At 64.7% G+C, this 18,684-nt stretch carries 17 protein-coding genes; 12 read left to right on the plus strand and 5 right to left on the minus strand.

Annotated features, from left to right (window positions below):
• Nucleotides 1–27: 27 nt before the first annotated feature.
• Nucleotides 28–453 (plus strand): low affinity iron permease family protein, encoded by a 426-nt coding sequence (locus AC0NIL_RS16365; protein ID WP_013530978.1) that lies wholly within the window; start codon nucleotides 28–30, stop codon nucleotides 451–453.
• Between the two features lie 3 nt (nucleotides 454–456).
• On the opposite strand, the gene AC0NIL_RS16370 is transcribed toward AC0NIL_RS16365, so the two are convergent.
• On the minus strand, nucleotides 457–1,323 hold the full coding sequence (locus AC0NIL_RS16370) for an SDR family NAD(P)-dependent oxidoreductase (protein WP_473572027.1): 867 nt from the start codon (nucleotides 1,321–1,323) through the stop codon (nucleotides 457–459).
• Between the two features lie 162 nt (nucleotides 1,324–1,485).
• On the opposite strand from AC0NIL_RS16370, the gene AC0NIL_RS16375 reads away from it, so the two are divergent.
• Complete coding sequence (locus tag AC0NIL_RS16375; RefSeq protein ID WP_027160626.1) at nucleotides 1,486–1,767, plus strand: hypothetical protein; 282 nt, start codon at nucleotides 1,486–1,488, stop codon at nucleotides 1,765–1,767.
• Between the two features lie 52 nt (nucleotides 1,768–1,819).
• Here the strand turns inward: AC0NIL_RS16375 and AC0NIL_RS16380 are convergent, their stop codons facing one another.
• Nucleotides 1,820–2,395 (minus strand): TMEM175 family protein, encoded by a 576-nt coding sequence (locus AC0NIL_RS16380; RefSeq protein ID WP_013530981.1) that lies wholly within the window; start codon nucleotides 2,393–2,395, stop codon nucleotides 1,820–1,822.
• Nucleotides 2,396–2,464: 69 nt separating this feature from the next.
• On the opposite strand from AC0NIL_RS16380, the gene AC0NIL_RS16385 reads away from it, so the two are divergent.
• Together AC0NIL_RS16385 and AC0NIL_RS16390 are read left to right on the plus strand one after the other, a co-directional pair.
• Nucleotides 2,465–3,037, plus strand: coding sequence for an SH3 domain-containing protein (locus AC0NIL_RS16385; RefSeq protein WP_474047778.1), 573 nt, complete (start codon nucleotides 2,465–2,467; stop codon nucleotides 3,035–3,037).
• Nucleotides 3,038–3,221: 184 nt separating this feature from the next.
• Nucleotides 3,222–4,433, plus strand: coding sequence for an MFS transporter (locus AC0NIL_RS16390; RefSeq protein ID WP_473572025.1), 1,212 nt, complete (start codon nucleotides 3,222–3,224; stop codon nucleotides 4,431–4,433).
• A 34-nt stretch (nucleotides 4,434–4,467) separates the two neighbouring features.
• Here the strand turns inward: AC0NIL_RS16390 and AC0NIL_RS16395 are convergent, their stop codons facing one another.
• Together AC0NIL_RS16395 and AC0NIL_RS16400 are read right to left on the minus strand one after the other, a co-directional pair.
• On the minus strand, nucleotides 4,468–5,940 hold the full coding sequence (locus AC0NIL_RS16395) for an MATE family efflux transporter (protein WP_063168296.1): 1,473 nt from the start codon (nucleotides 5,938–5,940) through the stop codon (nucleotides 4,468–4,470).
• A gap of 166 nt (nucleotides 5,941–6,106) precedes the next feature.
• Nucleotides 6,107–7,585, minus strand: coding sequence for an esterase-like activity of phytase family protein (locus AC0NIL_RS16400; protein WP_473572023.1), 1,479 nt, complete (start codon nucleotides 7,583–7,585; stop codon nucleotides 6,107–6,109).
• Between the two features lie 243 nt (nucleotides 7,586–7,828).
• On the opposite strand from AC0NIL_RS16400, the gene AC0NIL_RS16405 reads away from it, so the two are divergent.
• The 3 genes from AC0NIL_RS16405 to AC0NIL_RS16415 all read left to right on the plus strand — a co-directional run bounded on the left by AC0NIL_RS16405 (nucleotide 7,829) and on the right by AC0NIL_RS16415 (nucleotide 12,240).
• The gene (locus tag AC0NIL_RS16405; protein ID WP_473572022.1) at nucleotides 7,829–10,240 is read left to right on the plus strand and encodes a GcvT family protein; all 2,412 of its coding nucleotides are present in this window, start codon (nucleotides 7,829–7,831) and stop codon (nucleotides 10,238–10,240) included.
• Between the two features lie 12 nt (nucleotides 10,241–10,252).
• Complete coding sequence (locus AC0NIL_RS16410) at nucleotides 10,253–11,806, plus strand: trimethylamine methyltransferase family protein (RefSeq protein ID WP_275952747.1); 1,554 nt, start codon at nucleotides 10,253–10,255, stop codon at nucleotides 11,804–11,806.
• Nucleotides 11,807–11,925: 119 nt separating this feature from the next.
• Nucleotides 11,926–12,240, plus strand: coding sequence for a ferritin family protein (locus tag AC0NIL_RS16415; RefSeq protein WP_013530988.1), 315 nt, complete (start codon nucleotides 11,926–11,928; stop codon nucleotides 12,238–12,240).
• A gap of 184 nt (nucleotides 12,241–12,424) precedes the next feature.
• On the opposite strand, the gene AC0NIL_RS16420 is transcribed toward AC0NIL_RS16415, so the two are convergent.
• Nucleotides 12,425–13,450, minus strand: coding sequence for a LacI family DNA-binding transcriptional regulator (locus AC0NIL_RS16420; protein WP_473572019.1), 1,026 nt, complete (start codon nucleotides 13,448–13,450; stop codon nucleotides 12,425–12,427).
• Nucleotides 13,451–13,646: 196 nt separating this feature from the next.
• Between AC0NIL_RS16420 and AC0NIL_RS16425 the strand changes: the two genes are divergently transcribed.
• The 5 genes from AC0NIL_RS16425 to AC0NIL_RS16445 all read left to right on the plus strand — a co-directional run bounded on the left by AC0NIL_RS16425 (nucleotide 13,647) and on the right by AC0NIL_RS16445 (nucleotide 18,633).
• Entirely contained in the window at nucleotides 13,647–14,678 is a 1,032-nt protein-coding gene (locus AC0NIL_RS16425; protein WP_027160620.1) for a Gfo/Idh/MocA family protein, read from the plus strand.
• Nucleotides 14,675–15,583 (plus strand): sugar phosphate isomerase/epimerase family protein, encoded by a 909-nt coding sequence (locus AC0NIL_RS16430; RefSeq protein WP_013530991.1) that lies wholly within the window; start codon nucleotides 14,675–14,677, stop codon nucleotides 15,581–15,583. Before AC0NIL_RS16425 ends, AC0NIL_RS16430 begins: the two co-directional genes overlap by 4 nt.
• 103 nt (nucleotides 15,584–15,686) lie before the next feature.
• Nucleotides 15,687–16,700 carry a substrate-binding domain-containing protein gene (locus tag AC0NIL_RS16435; protein ID WP_013530992.1) on the plus strand — a complete coding sequence of 338 codons (1,014 nt, stop codon included), beginning with the start codon at nucleotides 15,687–15,689 and terminating at the stop codon, nucleotides 16,698–16,700.
• A gap of 89 nt (nucleotides 16,701–16,789) precedes the next feature.
• On the plus strand, nucleotides 16,790–17,587 hold the full coding sequence (locus AC0NIL_RS16440) for an ATP-binding cassette domain-containing protein (RefSeq protein WP_127369457.1): 798 nt from the start codon (nucleotides 16,790–16,792) through the stop codon (nucleotides 17,585–17,587).
• Entirely contained in the window at nucleotides 17,584–18,633 is a 1,050-nt protein-coding gene (locus tag AC0NIL_RS16445) for an ABC transporter permease (RefSeq protein WP_027160618.1), read from the plus strand. The genes AC0NIL_RS16440 and AC0NIL_RS16445 overlap by 4 nt, the downstream gene beginning before the upstream one ends.
• The last annotated feature ends 51 nt before the right edge of the window (nucleotides 18,634–18,684 follow it).

An 18,684-nucleotide genomic window follows, 5' to 3' on the forward strand; every position in this document is an offset into this window, starting at 1 on the left:
GCGCCGCAGCGTCGAGGATTTCGATAGATGGAAAAGCATTTCACCAAGGTTGCCAACTGGGTCGCCCGCATAGCCGGCCTGCCGCCGACATTCGCCGTCTGTTGCCTCATCATCATCGCCTGGGGGGTGAGCGGTCCGTTCTTCGGCTTTTCGGACACTTGGCAACTCGTCATCAACACGGGCACGACCATCATCACCTTCCTGATGGTCTTCCTGATCCAGAACACTCAGAACCGCGACGGCGCGGCGATCCAGGCCAAGCTCGACGAACTGATCCGGGTCGGCAAGGGCCACAACCACTTCATCGGCATCGAGCATCTGACCGAATCCGAAGTCGAGGAAATCCGCGCCAAATGCGAGCGTGCGGCAAAGCGGCATGACGAACAGATCGCCGACATCGCGGCGAAGAAGGCCGTGGCACAGAAGCGCGGGTCGAAAAAGCAAGCGGCCTGAAGATCAGCCTTTCATGAAGGCTGCGAAACTGCCTTTGTGGTCCGGATGCCAGCGCGACAAAGCGGGGCGGTTCTCGATGATGTCGCCGATCGCCCAGGCCATGCGCTTTTCATCCAGCGGCCGGGCCGCCTCATTGTCCGGGCACAGGATGTAGAAATCTCCCCTGGTCAGGGATTCCAGCATGAAATCCACAACCTGTTCGCCGGTCCAGGCGCCGGCCGGTTTTTCCGTCGCACCCTCGGTCAGACCGGTAAAGGTGAAGCCGGGGATCAGCAGATGGGCAGCGACATGGGCGCCGGGTTCGTTGCGCAACGCGTGCGCCAGGCCTTCCGTGAAGGTTTTCACTCCTGCCTTGGAGACATTGTAGGCAAGATTGCCGGGCGGCGTGGTGATGCCTTGCTTGGAGCCGGTGTTGACGATCAGACCCGGCCTGGCCGAGGCCAGCATGCGCGGCGCGAAGGCCTCCACGCCATTCACAACGCCCCAGAAATTGATGTCCAGCAGCCGTTTCCAGGCATCGCGGTTTTCCCACGGCTTTCCGGGGTTGTCGCCCACGCCGGCATTGTTCATCAGCAGCGACACGCCGCCGAAGGCGCCGAACGCCCTCTCGGCGAGACGGTCCACCTCATCCGCCTTCGAAACGTCGGCGGCGACGGCAAGCACGGCACCGTCGCCGGCAATCGCGGAAACGGCGCGCGAGGCGTCGTCAAGCCGCGCGCCGCCAATGTCGGCCAGCACGATCTTCATGCCTAGCAATGCAAGCCGCTTGGCGGCCGCCAGACCGATGCCGCTGGCAGCGCCGGTGATCACGGCGGCATTGCCTGGAGCAAGCGCGGGCAGGGCGGTCTGGATCTCGGCGTCGGTGATCATGGGCAATGGATTCCTTGTTCGATGGCGCCGAACTTAGCGCCGGAATGGGCCGGTGCAAGCCTCTGCTCGTCTTGTCGGTTGACCAGTCCGGCCGAGGCTGCGCATGTTGCCCCTTGTCCCCGCAAAAGAGATTTAGGCCTGGGGACAAACGGAGGTTCCTGATTGACGGACTGGGTTGCAATTCTGAAGGAGCAGACCGCCATTGGCGACCAGATGGGCCGCGAGGTGCCGCAGATGCTGGCCAATCCCGACATCAGCGAAGCGCAGGTGAAGACACTCTTTTCCGCGCTGGAGAAACAAGCCGAGTTCGTCGAGAAACTGCGCATGGCGCTGGAAAAATTCGGCCATGATTTCTCGATCATCAAGGCCGCGGAACGGCTGGAGGAGCTCTATGCCGACCTCGCTGCATCGGTGGCGGAAAAACTGAAAGCGATGCGCAAGTAGGGCAATTTGGGAAAGCCGTGCAGCGCTCTACCTTGAAAATGTGTGAAGACAGCTACTTTTCGATCACCCGCGCAAAGCGCCTATCCGGTACGAGCCATATCATCGCGACCAGCACATAGAGCGCGACGCCGATCCACTGGCTGACGAAGGTCAGCACGACGGCCACGATATAGACAGCCAGCGAGAGCTTCCCCTTGCGGTCATTACCCAGCGCCTTGGCAAAGGCGGTATCATTGCCGTGCAGGCGATGCAGCGCGGCGGCGAGTATGGTGTAGGCGATGGCGCATAGCGCGAGGTCGGTGCCATAGACTGCTACCGGCACCGGCGCAAAGTGGTTCTCGCCCATGAAGGCTGTGGTCACCGGCATCAGCGACAGCCAGAACAGCAGATTGAGGTTCGCCCACAGCACGCGCCCGTCGACCCGCTGAACGGTGTGGAACATGTTGTGCAGATTGTTCCAGTAGATGCCGACATTGATGAAGGACAGCACGTAGCAGAAGAAGATCGGCCACAACGGCACCAAGGCGGAGAAATCCTCGCCATGCGGCACTTTCAACTCAAGCACCATGATGGTGATGATGATAGCCACGACGCCATCGGTGAATGCCTCGACCCTGCCTTTGCCCATGGATCCCACCTTTGCCCGCGATGAATTGTCGAAAGAGAGTAACGCTAGCGGATGTTGAGGAGCCAATAAATGGCAACCGCGAAATTCCTCAACCATGTCCAAGGAAAATCCGGCATCAGTCCCGCTGGCCAGGACGGTTACGGCCGCCCACCTGTTGACTTTTCTTGGCTTGGCCGCTCCTCTTGCAGGGCAGTCTTGGCCGAAGCAGGTGAACGGCCGGGATTCGAATGGAGGGGACTGATGAGATTTCGTTTTTTGCTTGTGGCCGCGACCATCCTGGCCGCGGTGTTCGGGACGTCCGCCGCGGCCTTCGCCTACAGCGCTCACACCTCGACCAACCTCAACGTCCGCAGCGGGCCGGGAGCGGGATACGCCAAAGTGGGAACGCTGCCCGCCGGCTTCAGAGTCAATGTCACCGGCTGCCAGCCGGGCTGGTGTAGAATCCATGGCGGCGGCGTGAGCGGCTGGGCCAGCGCCGGTTATCTTGAACGCACCCAGATCGTTCGCCCGCCAATCATCATCGTGCGTCCGCCGCATCGGCCGCCACACTGGCACAAGCCGCACCGTCCTCCGCACCATCGGCCGCCGCACAGGCCGCGTCCCGGCAAGTGCAAGATCGCGCCCGGCTTTGCTTGCAGGTAACGCCGACCGATTGAACGATAGATGACGGATCGGAGCCGCTGGCCCCGATCCGAGCCTGTTCAGCCGGCGGACATCCCGCTCAAGCAATGTCCACCGTGCTGTCAGGAGCCTGCCTGCCGGCTGGAACGTCGTGGATGAAACCGCGTTAGACCCTCGATCCCCGAAAGTGGTGACGAGGTTGGCCATGGCCATTCGCGATTTTGCGCATACGCACGAAGGGGCAGGTGGCGATGCTCTCGCAATCCCCACCGTCGCCGCGATGATTGCGGTGCTGTTTGCCGGCAGCACGGTGCTGACGCCGCTCTACATCGTCTACAAGCAGCAATTCGGCTTTTCACAAATCACCCTGACGCTGATCTACGCCGTGTATGTCGTCGGCAATCTGGCGGCACTTCTGATGTTGGGCAGCGTCTCCGATATTGTCGGACGCCGGCCCGCGAGCCTGGCGGCCATGCTCGTCGCCATCGTCAGTGCGCTTGTCTTCCTGTTTGCCGTAAACGTCGTCTCGCTCGACGTCGCCCGCATCCTGAGCGGGCTTGGCATCGGCGTCGGCGCGGGGACCGGAACCGCGTGGATTGCCGAGCTTTTTCCCGGCGCGGACAAGTCGCGCGCCAGTGTGATTGCCACCAGCACCAATTTCCTCGGCCTCGGCCTCGGCGCACTGATTTCGGGATTTCTGGCTGAATACGAGCCATGGCCGTTGCGGCTGATCTTCATCGTCTATCTGGCAGCACTTGTGGTGGTGACGATCCTGGTCTGGCGCATTCGCGAAACGGTGGCGAAGCCGGGCGGCCTCGGGCGGATCTCCTTGCGGCCGCGACTTTCCGTCCCGGAGGAAATCCGTGCGCGCTTCGTCGCGCCGGCGGTGACCGGCTTCGGCGCGATGGCGCTGGTCGGGTTCTACGCCGCGTTGGCGCCGAGCATCCTGGCGCAGCAGCTGCATGAGACCAACCATGCCGTCGCCGGCGCGCTGTTCTTCGAGCTGGCGATCGTCACCGCGATCAGCATTGTCGTTCTGATGCACATGAAGAGCAACAAGGCGATGCTGGCTGCGCTGGCATTGATGACCCCAAGCGTCTCGTTGGTGATGGCGGCGCAGATATTGGCCTCGATGGCACTGATGGTTGCTGCGACGGCCTGTTGCGGCGTTGCGGCGGCGCTTGGTTACCGTGGCGGCCTGCAAGTGGTGAACGAGATCGCGCCCAAGGATCGTCGCGCCGAAGTGGTGTCCAGCTTCTTCATCTGCTGCTTTGTCGGCAACGCCTTGCCCGTCATCGGCATCGGCATCGTTTCGACCTATGCCAGTCCCGTCGCTGCCAGCCTGGCGTTCGCCGGCATGATCGTGGTGTTTGCGTTGGTGGCGCTGGCTTTTGGGCTGAAACAACAACGGCGTTGAGGGCCTGGAGCGGTCCAGCGGAACCGGGTTGGCTTCAGCCGTTCGGTGTTTCAGGCGAAAGATGCGCGCGTCCGCGCGGCACGCCAAGACCGGTGTCCGGCGGCTCGCCGGCGGCCGGCCTGTCCTCGATCATGTGCGTGGTGCGCCAGCGGCCGAAACGGTAGTAGGCCGCCGCCAGTACAAGCGAGCTGATCGAACCCGCCGGGAAGCTCCACCACAGCGCTTCCTCGCCGATCACGCCACGCATGAAATAGGCAAAGCCGGTGCGCACGACCAGCACCGAGATGACCAGGATGATCAGCGGCGGCATCACGGCACCCGTGGCTCGTACGGTGGCAAACAGCACGATGGTTATGCCGAACAGGATGAACGACCACGAGGCGACATTGTTGATGTGGACGGCGATGTCGATCGCCGCGCTGTCGCGGCTCAGGAACAGGCTCAGCACCGAACGGTCGAAAACCGACAGCACGGCAACCAGTGCGCCGGTCAGGACGAGGTTGAAGCCGACGCCTGAGGCGGCGATGCGGCCGATCCGGTCCCAGCGCCCGGCGCCGACATTCTGTGCCGCCATCGAGGACACCGCGGCGCCGATGGCGAGCGCCGGCATCTGGATGTAGGTCCACAGCTGGGCGGCGATGCCGTAGGCGGCGGCGACCTGTGAGCCGTAGGAATTGACGATGCCCATCACCGTCAGTGCCGCCGCCGAAATGACGATCATCTGCAGGCCCATCGGCACGCCCTTGAAGACGACGATGCGCAGCAAGGTGGGATCGGGCCGCAGCAGAGCGAGGTTGGCGCCGGCCAGCCGCAGCGGATGCTTGCGCACATAGAGCACGATCAGGATGGCGATCACGCTTACCGTCTGGCCGATCAGCGTGGACGTGGCGGAGCCCGCGATGCCGAGTTCGGGAAACGGTCCGATGCCGGCGATGAGCAATGGGTTGAGCACGATGTCGAGGACGACGGCCAGCGCCATGAAGAAGAAGGGCGTGCGTGAATCGCCGGCACCGCGCAGCACGGTCATGACGAAGGACAGAAGGTTCATCATCGGCACGGCGACGAAGATGATGCGCAGATAAGAGCGCGCCAGCGGCAAGGCGTCGGCCGGTGTGCCGAGCGTGTTGAGAATGGCGTCGACCCAGATCCAGCCGCAGACCGCGAAGACAACCGAGACGAGGAAGAAGAACGTCGCGCTGGTGCCGACGATGCGGCGCGCCTCAGGCAGGTCGCGGGCGCCGACCGACTGGGCCACCAGGATGGTGGCCGCCATGCCGATGCCGAACACAGTGCCGAGGATCAGGAACAGGACGAGGTTGGCGTTAGAGGTGGCGGTCAGCGCCGATTCGCCGAGAAAACGGCCGACCCAGACGGCGTTGATCGAGCCGTTGAGCGACTGCAGCACGTTGGAGCCGAGCACCGGCAGGGCGAACAGCAGAAGCGTGCGCGGGATCGGGCCGCTGGTCAGGTCGCCGGTGCGCCGGCGCGCGGGCATTTTTTCGTCCATGGCGGGCAACTCGGCGGATGGTGATTTGGATCCAGTCCACGATGATATCGCAGGCGGGACCGAGATGCACCCTTGCGAACGCGCCGCACTGAAAGCCGCTGCTTCGTTCATGCCCAGCCGCGAGCCCCAGCGGACGCGCCAAGCGCGCCCGCCTGGGCAGTGGTGGTTACTTCCTGGCGAGACCCGGCAGCGTGACCTGATAGACCAGGAACATGGTGTCGACATCGGCGCCGTCTTCCGCCTTGTAGGGTGCGCCGACCTGAAAACCGTCCTGGGCGAGGAAGTCGTTGTCGTTGGCGACGAACAGGAAGTAGTCGTCGGGCAGCTTCGGATCGAGAACGCTGACCACCGACATCGCCTCCCACTTCTCCGACAGGTTGTTCTTGTCGTTCGGCGCGCCATTGTGCAGGCCGAAGCGGCCGAGTTCGCCCTTGTCGTTGATGTCGATGAACGGCGTCAGCTTGGCCGGCATCACCGACGGGTCGAGCACGCCCTTGGGCGCCAGCGGCTTGTCGGCGGCATCGAAGGCGCCGCCGGCGATGTCGGTCGCGGCCGAGACGTCGACGACGAAGATCTGGCGCACCAGCGAGGTGTCGCCCTTCAGCCCCTGGCCGTTGCCGCTGTCGCGCGCCAGCATCAGGAAGGTCTTGTCGGAGAGCGCCACGATCTCGCTCTGCGCGGCGATCTTGGTCTTGCCCTTGGCATCCTTGAACACCGGCAACGGCACGACATACTCATGCGCCAGTTTGAGGTGGGCGAGGTCGGACGCGTCATAGACCAGCGCACGCGTGTTCTGGCGCGTCGCGGGCGAATCGCCGCCATCCTGCCGGGGCGCCGATTGCAGCACCGCGATCAGGAACTTGCCGTCCGGCGTCATCGCCATTCCCTCCAGGCCCTGGTTGTTCTGGCGGCCGGTCTCGGGGTCCTTCGGATCGGGCTCGGCGGCACCGGGTCCCGGATTGTCCGAGGCGAAGTTCGGCGTGCCGTGGCGCATCGGCACGAAGGCGGCCGGTGGCTGGGTTGCCGACAGCAGATGCCCGTCGGCGGAAAACCGATAGATGTTCGGGCCGTATTCGTCGGAGATGAACATCGAACCATCGGGCAGCCGCACGATCGCCTCGTTGTCGAGCGCCAGCTTGCCATTGTCGGCTTGCGGCAGGATCGGCATGTCGCCGCTTGCCGCGCGCACGCCGTTGAGTGGGTCGAGGCCTGTGGCATCAGCCCCCTTGTCGTCGGTGAGAAGCATGGTGTCGGCGAGCGTTGCCCTGACGCCCGTCTGCTCCTGGCCGGCAGCAGGTGCCGCGCCCGGTGCGACCGGAGCAAATTCGATGGCGATCGTGTTGAGGCGCGGCCGGTAGTCGGTGGTGCCGACGACATTGTAGCCACGGTCCGGCAACAGCCAGAGCGAACCCCTGTAGCCGGCGGTGTCATGCGTCCAGCCTGATGCGTCGATCGCCATGCCGGAACCCGAGCCGAAGGTCTCGCCGAACTTGTCGCGCTGAGCGGCCGGGATGCGGCCGACGCCGACCAGCCCCTTGTTGACGAGGCCGCCGACGGTCGCGGTGCTGTCGGCGAGCGCCGGCGCCAAGGCGGTGAACAAGGCCAGCGCGACGCCAAGCGACGCGGGTCGATACAGGTGCTTCATGGATAATCCTCTTTGTGACGGATGTGCCGGAGCGGCCGCGGGACGAAAAACTGAAAGAGGTGCGACATCGATGATGCTGCGCAAGCCTCCCCGAAATGCGGTCTACGGCGCGAACATGATGCTTGCGTGACAGCGCGCAGTGCATGCCGGCGGTCGACGAAAAACGATGCGCGCGCCGGCACTGGACACTTATGTCCAGTGGATATATGCTCCAGTCTTCGGACCAACCGTGGAGGGGAAGCCTTGAAGTCGCACTACCGCGCAGTCGTCATCGGAGGTGGCGTGGTCGGAGCCTCGGTGCTCTATCACCTGACGCGGTTCGGCTGGAGCGATGTGGCGCTGATCGAGCGCGCAGAACTGACGGCCGGTTCGACCTGGCACGCGGCGGCAGGCTTCCATGCGCTCAACGCCGATCCCAACGTGGCGGCGCTGCAGGACTACACCATCAATCTCTACCGGGAGATCGAGGCCGAATCCGGCTGGGATATCGGCCTGCACATGACGGGCGGCGTCAACATCGCCAGCGATCCCGCGCGCTGGGAGTGGTTGAAATCAGCCTGGGCCGTGTTCCAGTCGGTCGGCATCGAGACCGCGCGCCTGGTCACGCCCGACGAGATCAAGGCGATCTGCCCGATCGTTGACGTCAACGGTGTTCTTGGCGGCCTGCATGATTCCAACGAAGGCCATCTCGACCCGTACGGTACCACGCATGCCTATGCGGGTGCTGCGAAGAAGCGCGGCGCCGACATCATCTTGCGCAACCGGGTCGTCGAGCTGAAAGCACGTGCCGACGGGCGCTGGGACGTCATCACCGAGCAGGGCACCCTCATCGCCGAGCATGTCGTCAATGCCGGCGGGCTGTGGGCGAAGCAGCTCGGCCGCATGGCCGGCGTCGACCTGCCGGTGACGCCGATGGAGCACCACTATTTCATCACCGATGACATTCCGGAGATCGCAGCACTTGACAGGGAAATCGGCATCGCCGTCGATCTCGACGGCTTTTCATACCTGCGGCAGGAGCGCAAGGGTGTGCTGCTTGGCGTCTATGAGCAGAACCCAAAGCACTGGAACATGGACGGAGCGCCGTGGGACTACGGCATAGAGCTGATCCCGGAAGACATCGACCGCATCAGCCCGGAACTCGCCAAGGCGCATGAGCGCTTCCCTTGCCTGGCGACGGCCGGTATCCGCAAATGGGTCAACGGCGCCTTCACCTTCACGCCGGACGGCAATCCGATTGTCGGGCCGGTGCGCGGCCTGAAGAACTACTGGGTCGCCTGCGGCGTCATGGCCGGTTTCAGCCAGGGCGGCGGCGTCGGCAAGTCGCTGGCCGAATGGATGATTTTCGGCGAATCGCAGGCCGACATCTTCGGCATGGATATCGCTCGCTACGGTGCCTTCGCCGCCAACCGCGAATATCTCAGGCAGACGACGCGCCAGTTCTATTCGCGCCGGTTCGTCATGACCTTTCCCAATGAACGGCTGCCCGCCGGCCGGCCGCTGAAACGCCCCGGCGCCTATGACGGCATGAGCGCGGCGGGATGCGAATGGACGGCTTCCTGGGGGTTGGAAATCCCGGCCTATTTCGCGCCGATGGGATTTGCCGAGAACACGACGCTGCGGCGCTCCAACGCCTTCGACATCGTCGGCGAGGAGGCGCTGCAGGTGCGGCGCGCCGCCGGCCTGGTCGATATCTCGGCCTATGCGCGCTATGCGGTGTCGGGGCTGGGTGCGGAGGCGTGGCTGGACCGGCTGCTCGCCTGCCGATTGCCGAAGCCGGGGCGGGCCGGCCTGGCGCCGATGCTCGGCCATGACGGACGGCTGAAGGGCGACCTCACCGTCTTCAACTGGGGCGGCGGCTCTTATTGGCTGATGGGCTCCTACTATCTCCGGGAATTCCACATGCGCTGGTTCGAGAGCCATGCGGCGGAGGGCGTCACCATCGCCGACCTCTCCGACACGATGAGCGGCTTCCTGCTCACGGGGCCGAATGCGCGGGAGATTCTGGAGCGCACGACGCATCAGGATGTTTCCGGCGCAGCATTGCCGTTCATGGCCTGTGGCGCATTCGACATCGGTATGGTGCAGGCACGTGTGGCGCGGCTGTCGATCGCGGGCGAACTCGGCTTCGAAATCAGTTGCCCCGTGACCATGCACGCCACTCTGCGCGACACGCTGCTGGCTGCGGGCGAGGATCTGGGCCTTGCTGAAATCGGCTACTATGCGCTCAATGCGCTGCGGCTGGAGAAGAGCTTTGGCATCTGGTCGCGTGAATTCACGCAAGGCTATACGCCGGGCCAGACCGGTCTCGACCGCTTCATCGCTTTCGGCAAGAGCGACTTCATCGGCCGCGAAGCAGCGTTGAAACAGCGGGAGGCCGGCAGCGGCCAATGCCTGGTGACGCTGGAAATCGATGCGCTCGACGCCGATGCCAGCGGTTTTGAGCCTGTCTGGCATCAGGGCCGACGCGTCGGCTTCGTCACCTCGGGCGGCTATGGCTATACGGTCGGCAAGAGCCTGGCGCTGGCTCTGGTCGACCGCGATTTCGCGGGCGAGGGCACCGCGCTCTCCGTGCATGTCGTAGGTGAGGAACGGCCGGCGCATGTCGTCGCGGCCTCGCCCCACGATCCCCTGGGCAAGGCAATGCGGCAATGAGGAGGATTTCCGATGGTCGATGACGCGGCACGGGACGGCAGGCGCGAGCGCCGGCGTGGACGCACGGGCGAGGCCGGCAGCGAAAGCAGCCGCCGTCCCAATTACCATTCGCTGAAGAACCCGTTCCTGCCGCAGCCGATCTTTTCGGACGACCAGGTGGCTTCGATCCACGACACGGCGCTGCGGGTGCTGGAAGAGCTCGGCATCAAGGTGCTGCTGCCGCAAGCGCGTGAGCATTTTGCCAATGCCGGCGCCCTGGTCGATCCAGACACCGACATGGTGCGCATCGGCCGTGACATGGTGACGGCGGCACTTGCCTCGGCGCCGAAGTCGATCCACGCTTACGCCGGTTCGCGCGCCCGCGATCTGACGCTGGAGCTCGGCTCGATGACCTTCCTGGCCGGGTGCGGGGCGCCGAACGTCACCGATCTCGAGCGCGGCCGGCGGCCGGGAACACTGGCGGATTTCGAGGATCTGATGCGGCTGGTGCAGCATTTCGATGTGCTGCATATGCTGGGGCCCTGCATCGAACCGCAGGATGTCGACAACCGCTTTCGGCACTATGCCGTCAACCGCGCGCAGTTGACGCTGTCGGACAAGCTCCCGTTCGTCTTCGCGCGCGGCACGCCGCAAGTCGAGGATGGGTTCGAGATGCTGCGGCTGGCGCGCGGCTTGTCGGAAGAGGAGTTTCTGGCAAGCGCGCATTGCTACACCGTCATCAACACCAACTCGCCGCGTCAGCTAGACATTCCGATGGCGCAAGGCATCATCGATTTCGCTCGCGCGGGCCAGCTCTCCGTCATCACGCCGTTCTGCCTGGCGGGCGCCATGGCGCCGATAACGGTCGCCGGCGCGCTGACGCTGCAGCATGCCGAAGCGCTGGCTGGGCTGACGCTGGCGCAGATCGTGAGGCCGGGTGCGCCGGTCGTCTACGGCTCGTTCTCCTCCAATGTCGACATGAAATCCGGCGCGCCCGCCTTCGGCACGCCCGAGCACGTCAAGGCGACGCTGGGCGCCGGCCAACTGGCGCGCTTCACCGGGCTGCCTTGGCGGTCCGGCGGCGGCAGTGCGGCCAACATCTCCGACGCGCAGGCCGCGCACGAGACGCAGTTCGCGCTGTGGGGCTCGGTGCTGGCCGGGGCGACGATGTGCATCCATGCTGCCGGCTGGCTGGAGGGCGGCCTCAGTGTCTCCTTCGAGAAACTGATCACCGACATCGAGGCGCTGCAGACGGTGGCTGAACTTTGTGCTGCGACGCCCGGCGACACCGACACGATTGGTTTCGAAGCTATCGCCGAGGTGCAGCCGGGCGGGCATTTCTTCTCGGCCGGCCACACCATGGCGCGCTATCGCACCGCCTTCTATGAACCGCTGGTGGCCGACTGGTCGAATTTCGGCAACTGGACGCAAAGCGGCTCGAAGACGGCGAGCGAGCGCGCCACCGGCGTCTGGAGGCGGGTGCTTGCCGATTTCGCGCCGCCGACCTCGGCCGTCGCCACATCAGGCGTGCTGGACGAGTTCATCGCGCGGCGCACGGCAGAGGGCGGAGCAGCGCCGGTGTCTTGAGGCTGGCTCCCGCTGATCGCCCTGGTTGTGGCGTGATCCGGAACCTATAGCGCCTCCCGCGCATTCAAGGCTGCGGCCGGTGCACTGCGCACCGGTGTGCTGTTTGAGGGGAGGACGACATGGGTTTCGACCAGTATCACGAACCGCCTGAAGAACTGTCGCAGGAGGTGCGGACCTTTGCCCGCATGATCACCTCGCTGATCGAGGAGGCGGAAGCGATCAGCTGGTACGAACAGCGCATGTCGGTGGAGAAGGACCCGCAGGCGCGCGCCATCATGAAGAACGCGCAGGGCGAGGAGTTCAAGCATTTCGGCATGGATCTCGAATTCCTGCTGCGCCAGAAGAAGGACTGGCGCGCGGAACTGAAGGAAATCCTGTTCACCACGGGCGACATCGTCAAGGCCGGGGAGCGGGGCGAGAAGAAGGTGGACTAGGGTATGTCGATATTCAGGTGAGGCCGGCCTGCAAACGACGGCTTTCTGCGCTTCCGGTGCTCACGGACCCGAATGTCCGCTCCGCTCCGGTTCTCAAAAGCCATCATTTTCGGCTCGGCCTGACCTGAATCTCAACACACCCTGGCTCAGCGTTTGACAAATTCGCCAGGTCCTGCTGCTGCGATTAATCGCTGTCGCGCGCGACCAGTTCCAGCGGCCAGACCTCGCGGATGATCCGCGGACCCTCCGGGCCGGCGAAGGCGGGAAGCGACGCCAGCAGCATTTCCGCGAGCCGTTGTCCCATCGGCTCCAGCGCCGGGCGGAAGGCGGTCAGGGCTGGCGAGAAATAGCGGCAGAGCGGCGTGTCGACGATGACGGTCACTGCCATGTCGTGACCCGGCCTGATACCCATCTCTGCCAGCGCCTTGCAGCCGCCCAGCGCCATCGCGTCATTGTTGAAGATGATGGCGGTCGGCGGAGCCTTGGAGCGCATCACCTGCGGCGTCACCCCGTAGCCGCCGGCCTCGTTGATGAAGCCGGACGCGATCAGCTCGGGGTCTACCTCGATGCCGTGCCGCCGCAAGGCCTTGCGATAGCCGACCAAAAACAGATAGCCGAAATTAAGGTCGAGCGACGGGCGGACGGCGGCGATGCGGCGGTGGCCGCGCGCCACGAGGCGGTCGACCGCGTCGGCGCCGGCCTTCTCGAAATCGAGGTCGAGGGAAGGGTAGGACTTGGTTTCGGAGCGGCTGCGGCCGAGCGTGGCGAAGGGAAAGCCGGCCTGGGTGAGATAGTCGATGCGTTCATCCTCGCGCCGCGTCCAGGCCAGCAGCACCGCATCGGCGCGGCGCGTCTCGACGACGCGGCGCAGGCGCTCCTGCTGGTAGTCGCCCGGCGCGCCCATGACCACGGTCAGGTCGAGCCCGCTTTCCGCAAGCCTGGCCTGCAGCCCGATCAGGAACGGAATGAAGAACGGCTCGCCATATTGCTGGTCGCCCGGATGCGGCTGCAGCATGAAGGCGATCGAATGGGTGGCGCCTTGCCGCAGACTGCGGCCGGACTGGTTCGGCGAATAGTTGAGCGTCCTGGCCGCCTCGAGCACGCGCTGGCGCGTGTCGGCATTGACGTCGGCGCGGCCGTTCAGCGCCCGCGACACCGTGCCGATCGAAATGTTCAGGTGACGGGCAAGGTCATGAATGCTGGATGCCAAGTGACTGTACTCCCCTTGCTTGGCTAGCACCGGTAGCCGCTCAGGCCAAGGCGACAGGACGATTTTCACGAGCGGCCAATTGACATTCTACGCCTTCGGGTGTGTTCTCGTAAACGTTTACGGAAAAACGTTTACGGTCATGCCGTGGATGCCGTGACGATCGGTCTGGAGGGACCGAGCGGAGGAGGAGCGCCGGATGATCAATGCCGTCCTGGTCGGCTGCGGAGCGATGAGCAAGGCCTGGCTCGATGCCGCGCAGCAAGTCGACGGGCTCGCCATTGTCGGCCTTGTGGATCTCGATGCCGACAGGGCACGGGCGCGGGCGCACGAATACGGCCTCACCAATGCCGTCATCGGCAGCAGCCTCGATACCGTCCTCGATCAGATCAAACCGCAAGCGGTGTTCGATGTCGTGGTTCCCGCCGCCCGGCGCGCGGTCGCGCTGTCCGCCTTTGCGCACAATTGCCATCTGCTGACGGAAAAGCCGCTCGCCGACAGTCCGGAAAATGCGCGCGCCATCGTCGAGGCCGCGCGCCGCGCCGGGCGCATCCATGCGGTCGTGCAGAACCGCCGCTATGTCGCCAATGTCAGGCGCATCCGGAGGTTCCTGGACTCCGGCGCCATCGGTGCGCCGACCAGCATCCACGCCGACTTCTTCGTCGCGCCGCATTTCGGCGGTTTTCGCGAGGAGATGGCCCATGTGCTGCTGCTCGACATGGCGATCCACACCTTCGACGCCGCTCGCTACATGGTGAATGGCGAGCCGGCCGGCGTCTATTGCCAGGAATGGGAGCCGGCCAGTTCCTGGTACAGGCAGGGATCTTCGGCCAGCGCCGTCTTCGATCTCGGCGACGGCAAGGTCTTCACCTACGCCGGCAGCTGGTGCGCGGCCGGCTTCCGCACCAGTTGGGAAAGTGCATGGCGCATCGTTGCCGAGCGCGGCAGCCTCATCTGGGACGGTCATGACGATTTGAGGGCAGAAGCAGTGATGCCGGGCCGCGAGGGAATGTTCGACAAAACCCAGCCGATCGAGGTGCCGCCGCTCGATGCGTCCGATCGCGTCGGCGGCCATCTCGGCATTCTCCAGGATTTCATGCACGCCATCGAGACCGGCACCGAGCCGGAAACGCGCGGCGGCGACAACATCAAGAGCCTGGCCATGGTTTTTGGCGCCATCGAAAGCGCCGAGACCGGCCGCCGCGTGACAATCGCAGAGGAAGCACAATGACGCCGAACCCGCTTCTCGACATCCGGATCGGCACCATGGTGCGGGCCAATCTCGACGACCCGGCGGCTTACATCAAGCAGATCCTGCCGCTCGGCTTCGAGAGCATCCAGCCCTTCTTCTGGCAGACGCTGGGCGGCAAGGATTTGCCGCGGCTGGCCGGCCAGATCCGCGAGGCGATCGGCGATGCCGACGTCACCGTGTCCTCGCTCGGCGTGTTCGGCAATCCGCTGGAAGACGGCGAGGTCGATCGCGGCGTGCTCAAGGCCTGGGAGACGGTCATCGACAATGCGCATCTGTTCGGCACCTCGATGGTCAGCGGCTTCACCGGCCGCCTGCGCGGCAAGAAGCTGACCGACAGCCTGCCGCGCTTCAAGGAGGTCTGGGGACCGCTGGCCAGACGCGCCGCCGACAAGGGCGTGCGCATCGCCTTCGAGAACTGCGCGATGGACGGCAACTGGGCCGCCGGCGACTGGAACATCGCCCACAATCCGGACGCCTGGGAGCTGATGTTCAACGAAGTGCCGGACGACAATCTCGGGCTGGAATGGGAGCCCTGCCACCAGCTCGTCTATCTGATCGATCCGATGCCGCAGATCCGCAAATGGGCGCCGCGCATCTTCCATGTCCACGGCAAGGACGCGACGGTGCGCTGGGATGTCATCCGCGAGCATGGCGTGTTCGGCCGGCTGCCCTTCGTGCAGATGCGAACGCCGGGCTTCGGCGACAGCGACTGGACGCGGGTGATCAGCGAATTGCGGCTGGCCGGATACAAGGGCGCCATCGACATCGAAGGCTGGCACGACCCTGTCTATCGAGGCGATCTCGAAATCACCGGGCAGGTGCGGGCGCTGGAATATCTCAAGCAATGCCGGGGAGGGGCCAGCTACCTGCCGAACCCGATGTGAGGATCGGCCGGCGGGAGGAGCCGGCCGGGATGTCTGCAACGCACATTGCCGAAGCGAATGTCGAAACCCCTCGCTTGCGAGGACAAAAAGGGAGGATAAGTGCATGAGCATGACGATGAGAAGGACAGTTCTGCGCTCGACCGTCGTGGCCGCCGCCACGGTGCTTGCCGCTGCGATCTCCACCTTGCCCGCGCAGGCGCTCGACGCCAAATGGTGCAAGGACGTCCACATCCGCTTCTTCGTCGGCGGCGCCGAGGGCGACGCTTTCGGCACCATCGTCTACAACGGCGCCAAGCAGGCAGAGGCCGATCTGGGGCCGAAGGTCGACTACATCTTCTCCCAGTGGGACATCGAAAAGATGGTGCAGCAACTGCGCGAGGCCGTCGCGGTCAAGCCCAACGGCATCGCCATGATGGGCCATCCGGGCGACGCATCAATCATGCCGCTCGCCGAACAGGCGCACAAGGACGGCATCAAGATGATGTACCAGAACGTGCCTGTGCCGAAGGTGGTGGAAGCGTTCGGCGGCGGCTATGTCGGCGCCCAGCAGGAACAGCAGGGCCGCGCGCTCGGCGCCGAGGCGTTCAAACTGGGCAAGCTGAAGGCCGGCGACAAGGCGATCATGATCGGCCCGTTCGAAAACGAAAGTCGCGGCGCGCGCGAACGCGGCACGGTGGCGGCGCTCAAGGAAGCCGGCGTCGAGGTCATCCAGTTGTCCTCACCGCCGAGCGGCGAATGGGCGTCCGATCCCAACCTGGCCATTCCGGTGATCACCGCGGCGCTGCTCAACAATCCCGACGTCAAGGCGGTCGGCTATCCCGGCGGGCAGATGCTCGGCAATGTCTCGACCTATATGCAGGCGGCCGGGCGCAAGGCGGGCGAGATCTTCAATTTCGGCTTCGACACCAGCCCGCAGATCGTCGAGGGTTTCAAGGGTGGCTGGGTGCAATTGACCGCCGACCAGCAGCCGTTCCTGCAGGGCTATCTGCCGATCCTCAGCCTCTGCCAGCAGGTTGTGCTGGGGCTGGCGCCGATGAATGTCGACACCGGCGCCGGCTTCGTCACGCCCGAAAATTACGAGATCGTCGCCGAGCTCGCCAAGCAGGCGCTGCGCTGACCTCCCAAGCCGCCGGCCGGGATCTCAGGCCCCGGCCGGCGGGACCGCTGGCGACGACGCCGGCACGAGACAATGAAAGCGAGCATCCGATGGCCGAACGCCTCATCGAACTGCGCGACATCAGCAAGTCCTATGGCCAGGTCTATGCGCTGGGCGGGGTCAATCTCAGCGTCGACCGCGGCGAGGTGGTCGGCCTGCTCGGTGACAATGGCGCCGGCAAGTCGACGCTGATCAAGATCCTCTCGGGCGTGGTCAAGCCGACCAGCGGCGAAATCCTCGTGCGTGGTAAGCCGGTGACCGGGTGGAGCGCGGCGCGTTCCCGCGAAGCCGGCATCGAGACGGTGTTCCAGGACCGGGCGCTGGCCGTGCAGCAGACCATCGTTCGCAACATCTTCATGGGCCGCGAGCTGACCGGATTCTTGGGCTTTCTCAGGGTCAACAAGGAGATCGAGGAGGCAAGCCGGCTGATGCGCGAGATCGGCTTCACCTCGAAAGTGTTCACGCCGCAGTCGATCGTCGGCCAGCTTTCGGGCGGCGAACGCCAGGGCGTGGCGATCGCCCGCGCCATCTACAAGCAGGCCGAGCTGATCGTCCTCGACGAACCGACGACGGCGCTGTCGCTGACCGAAACCGCCAAGGTATTCCATTTCGTGCGCCAGGTGCGGGCGAGCGGCCGCTCGATCCTGTTCATCGGCCACAACATCCATCATGTCTTCGACATCGCCGACCGCTTCGTGGTGCTGGATCGCGGCAGGATCGCACTGACGACCGACCGCAGCGAGGTCAAGTCGGCCGAAGACCTCATCAACTTCATGGAAGAGGTTGCGCATCCCGGCGGATTGGCCGGGCTGCACGATGCCGGCGACGCGGAGCAGAGAGCACGATGAGCAAGACCATGGAGCCCGACCTGCACGAGCCGTCCTCCGGCATTCCCCGTCCCAGTTCTCAGAAGGAATGGAGGCACCCATCCGATCACTGGATGCGCGGCTTCATCCTCGACAACCGTGCCGCGCTCGGCACGCTCGCCGTGTTCATCGTCATGATGACGGTGTTCCTGATCGCCAACCCGACCGTTTTCACCACCTGGTATCTCTACCGTTCGGTGCTGACGACGCTCCCCGTTGCGCTGTTCGTGGTGGTGCCGCTGGTCTTCGTCGTCACCTGCGGCGAGATCGACCTGTCGTTTCCGGCAACGATGGGCTTCGCCTCATGGGTCTTCGCGCTGGTCGTGCAGGCCGGTTACGATCCGTTTCTCGGCATCGCCGCGGCACTCGTCACCGGCATGCTGCTCGGCTTCCTCGTAGGCTCGCTGGTCGTCTATGGCGGGCTGTCGTCGTTGATCGCCACGCTGGGCATGAATTTCCTGTTGCGCGGCCTGATCCAGATCATCAACGAGGGCAAGTCGATGGCGCTGACCAGCCTCAGCGACAGCTGGGCCTACACGATCTTCTCCAGCCAGCTCCTGGGCATTCCGGTGCAGATCTTCTGGGCCATCGGCTTCGTCGTGCTGTCGGCGATGCTCTATAACCGCCATCGTTTCGGCGCGCAGGTGAGGGTGGTGGGTGACAATCCCGACAGCGCCCAGCAGATGGGCATCGACGTCAAGCGCGTGCGGGTGAAAGTGTTCGTCTTCGTCGGCATCGGTGCGGCGATCGCCGGCACCTTCTCGGTGATGATCAACTTCACCTGGTGGCCGACCGCCGGTGACGGCTATCTCCTGCCGGTGCTGGCCTCGGTGTTCGTCGGCGGCACGCCGACCTGGGGCGGCATCGGCACCGTCGTCGGCGGCGCCATCGGCGCGGTCACCGTGTCCTTCATCCAGACCGGCGTCGTGGCGGCGGGATTGAGCGGTTTCTATGTGCAGTTCTTCAACGGGCTGATCATCATCCTGTCGCTGCTGGGGCACAAATGGAATCAGGCGCGGTATCGGTGAGGGGCTGTTTCGTTGGCGGACCGCATGCCTTGACGATTGGCGTAGACATCA

Source organism: Mesorhizobium sp. WSM1343, assembly GCF_055901535.1.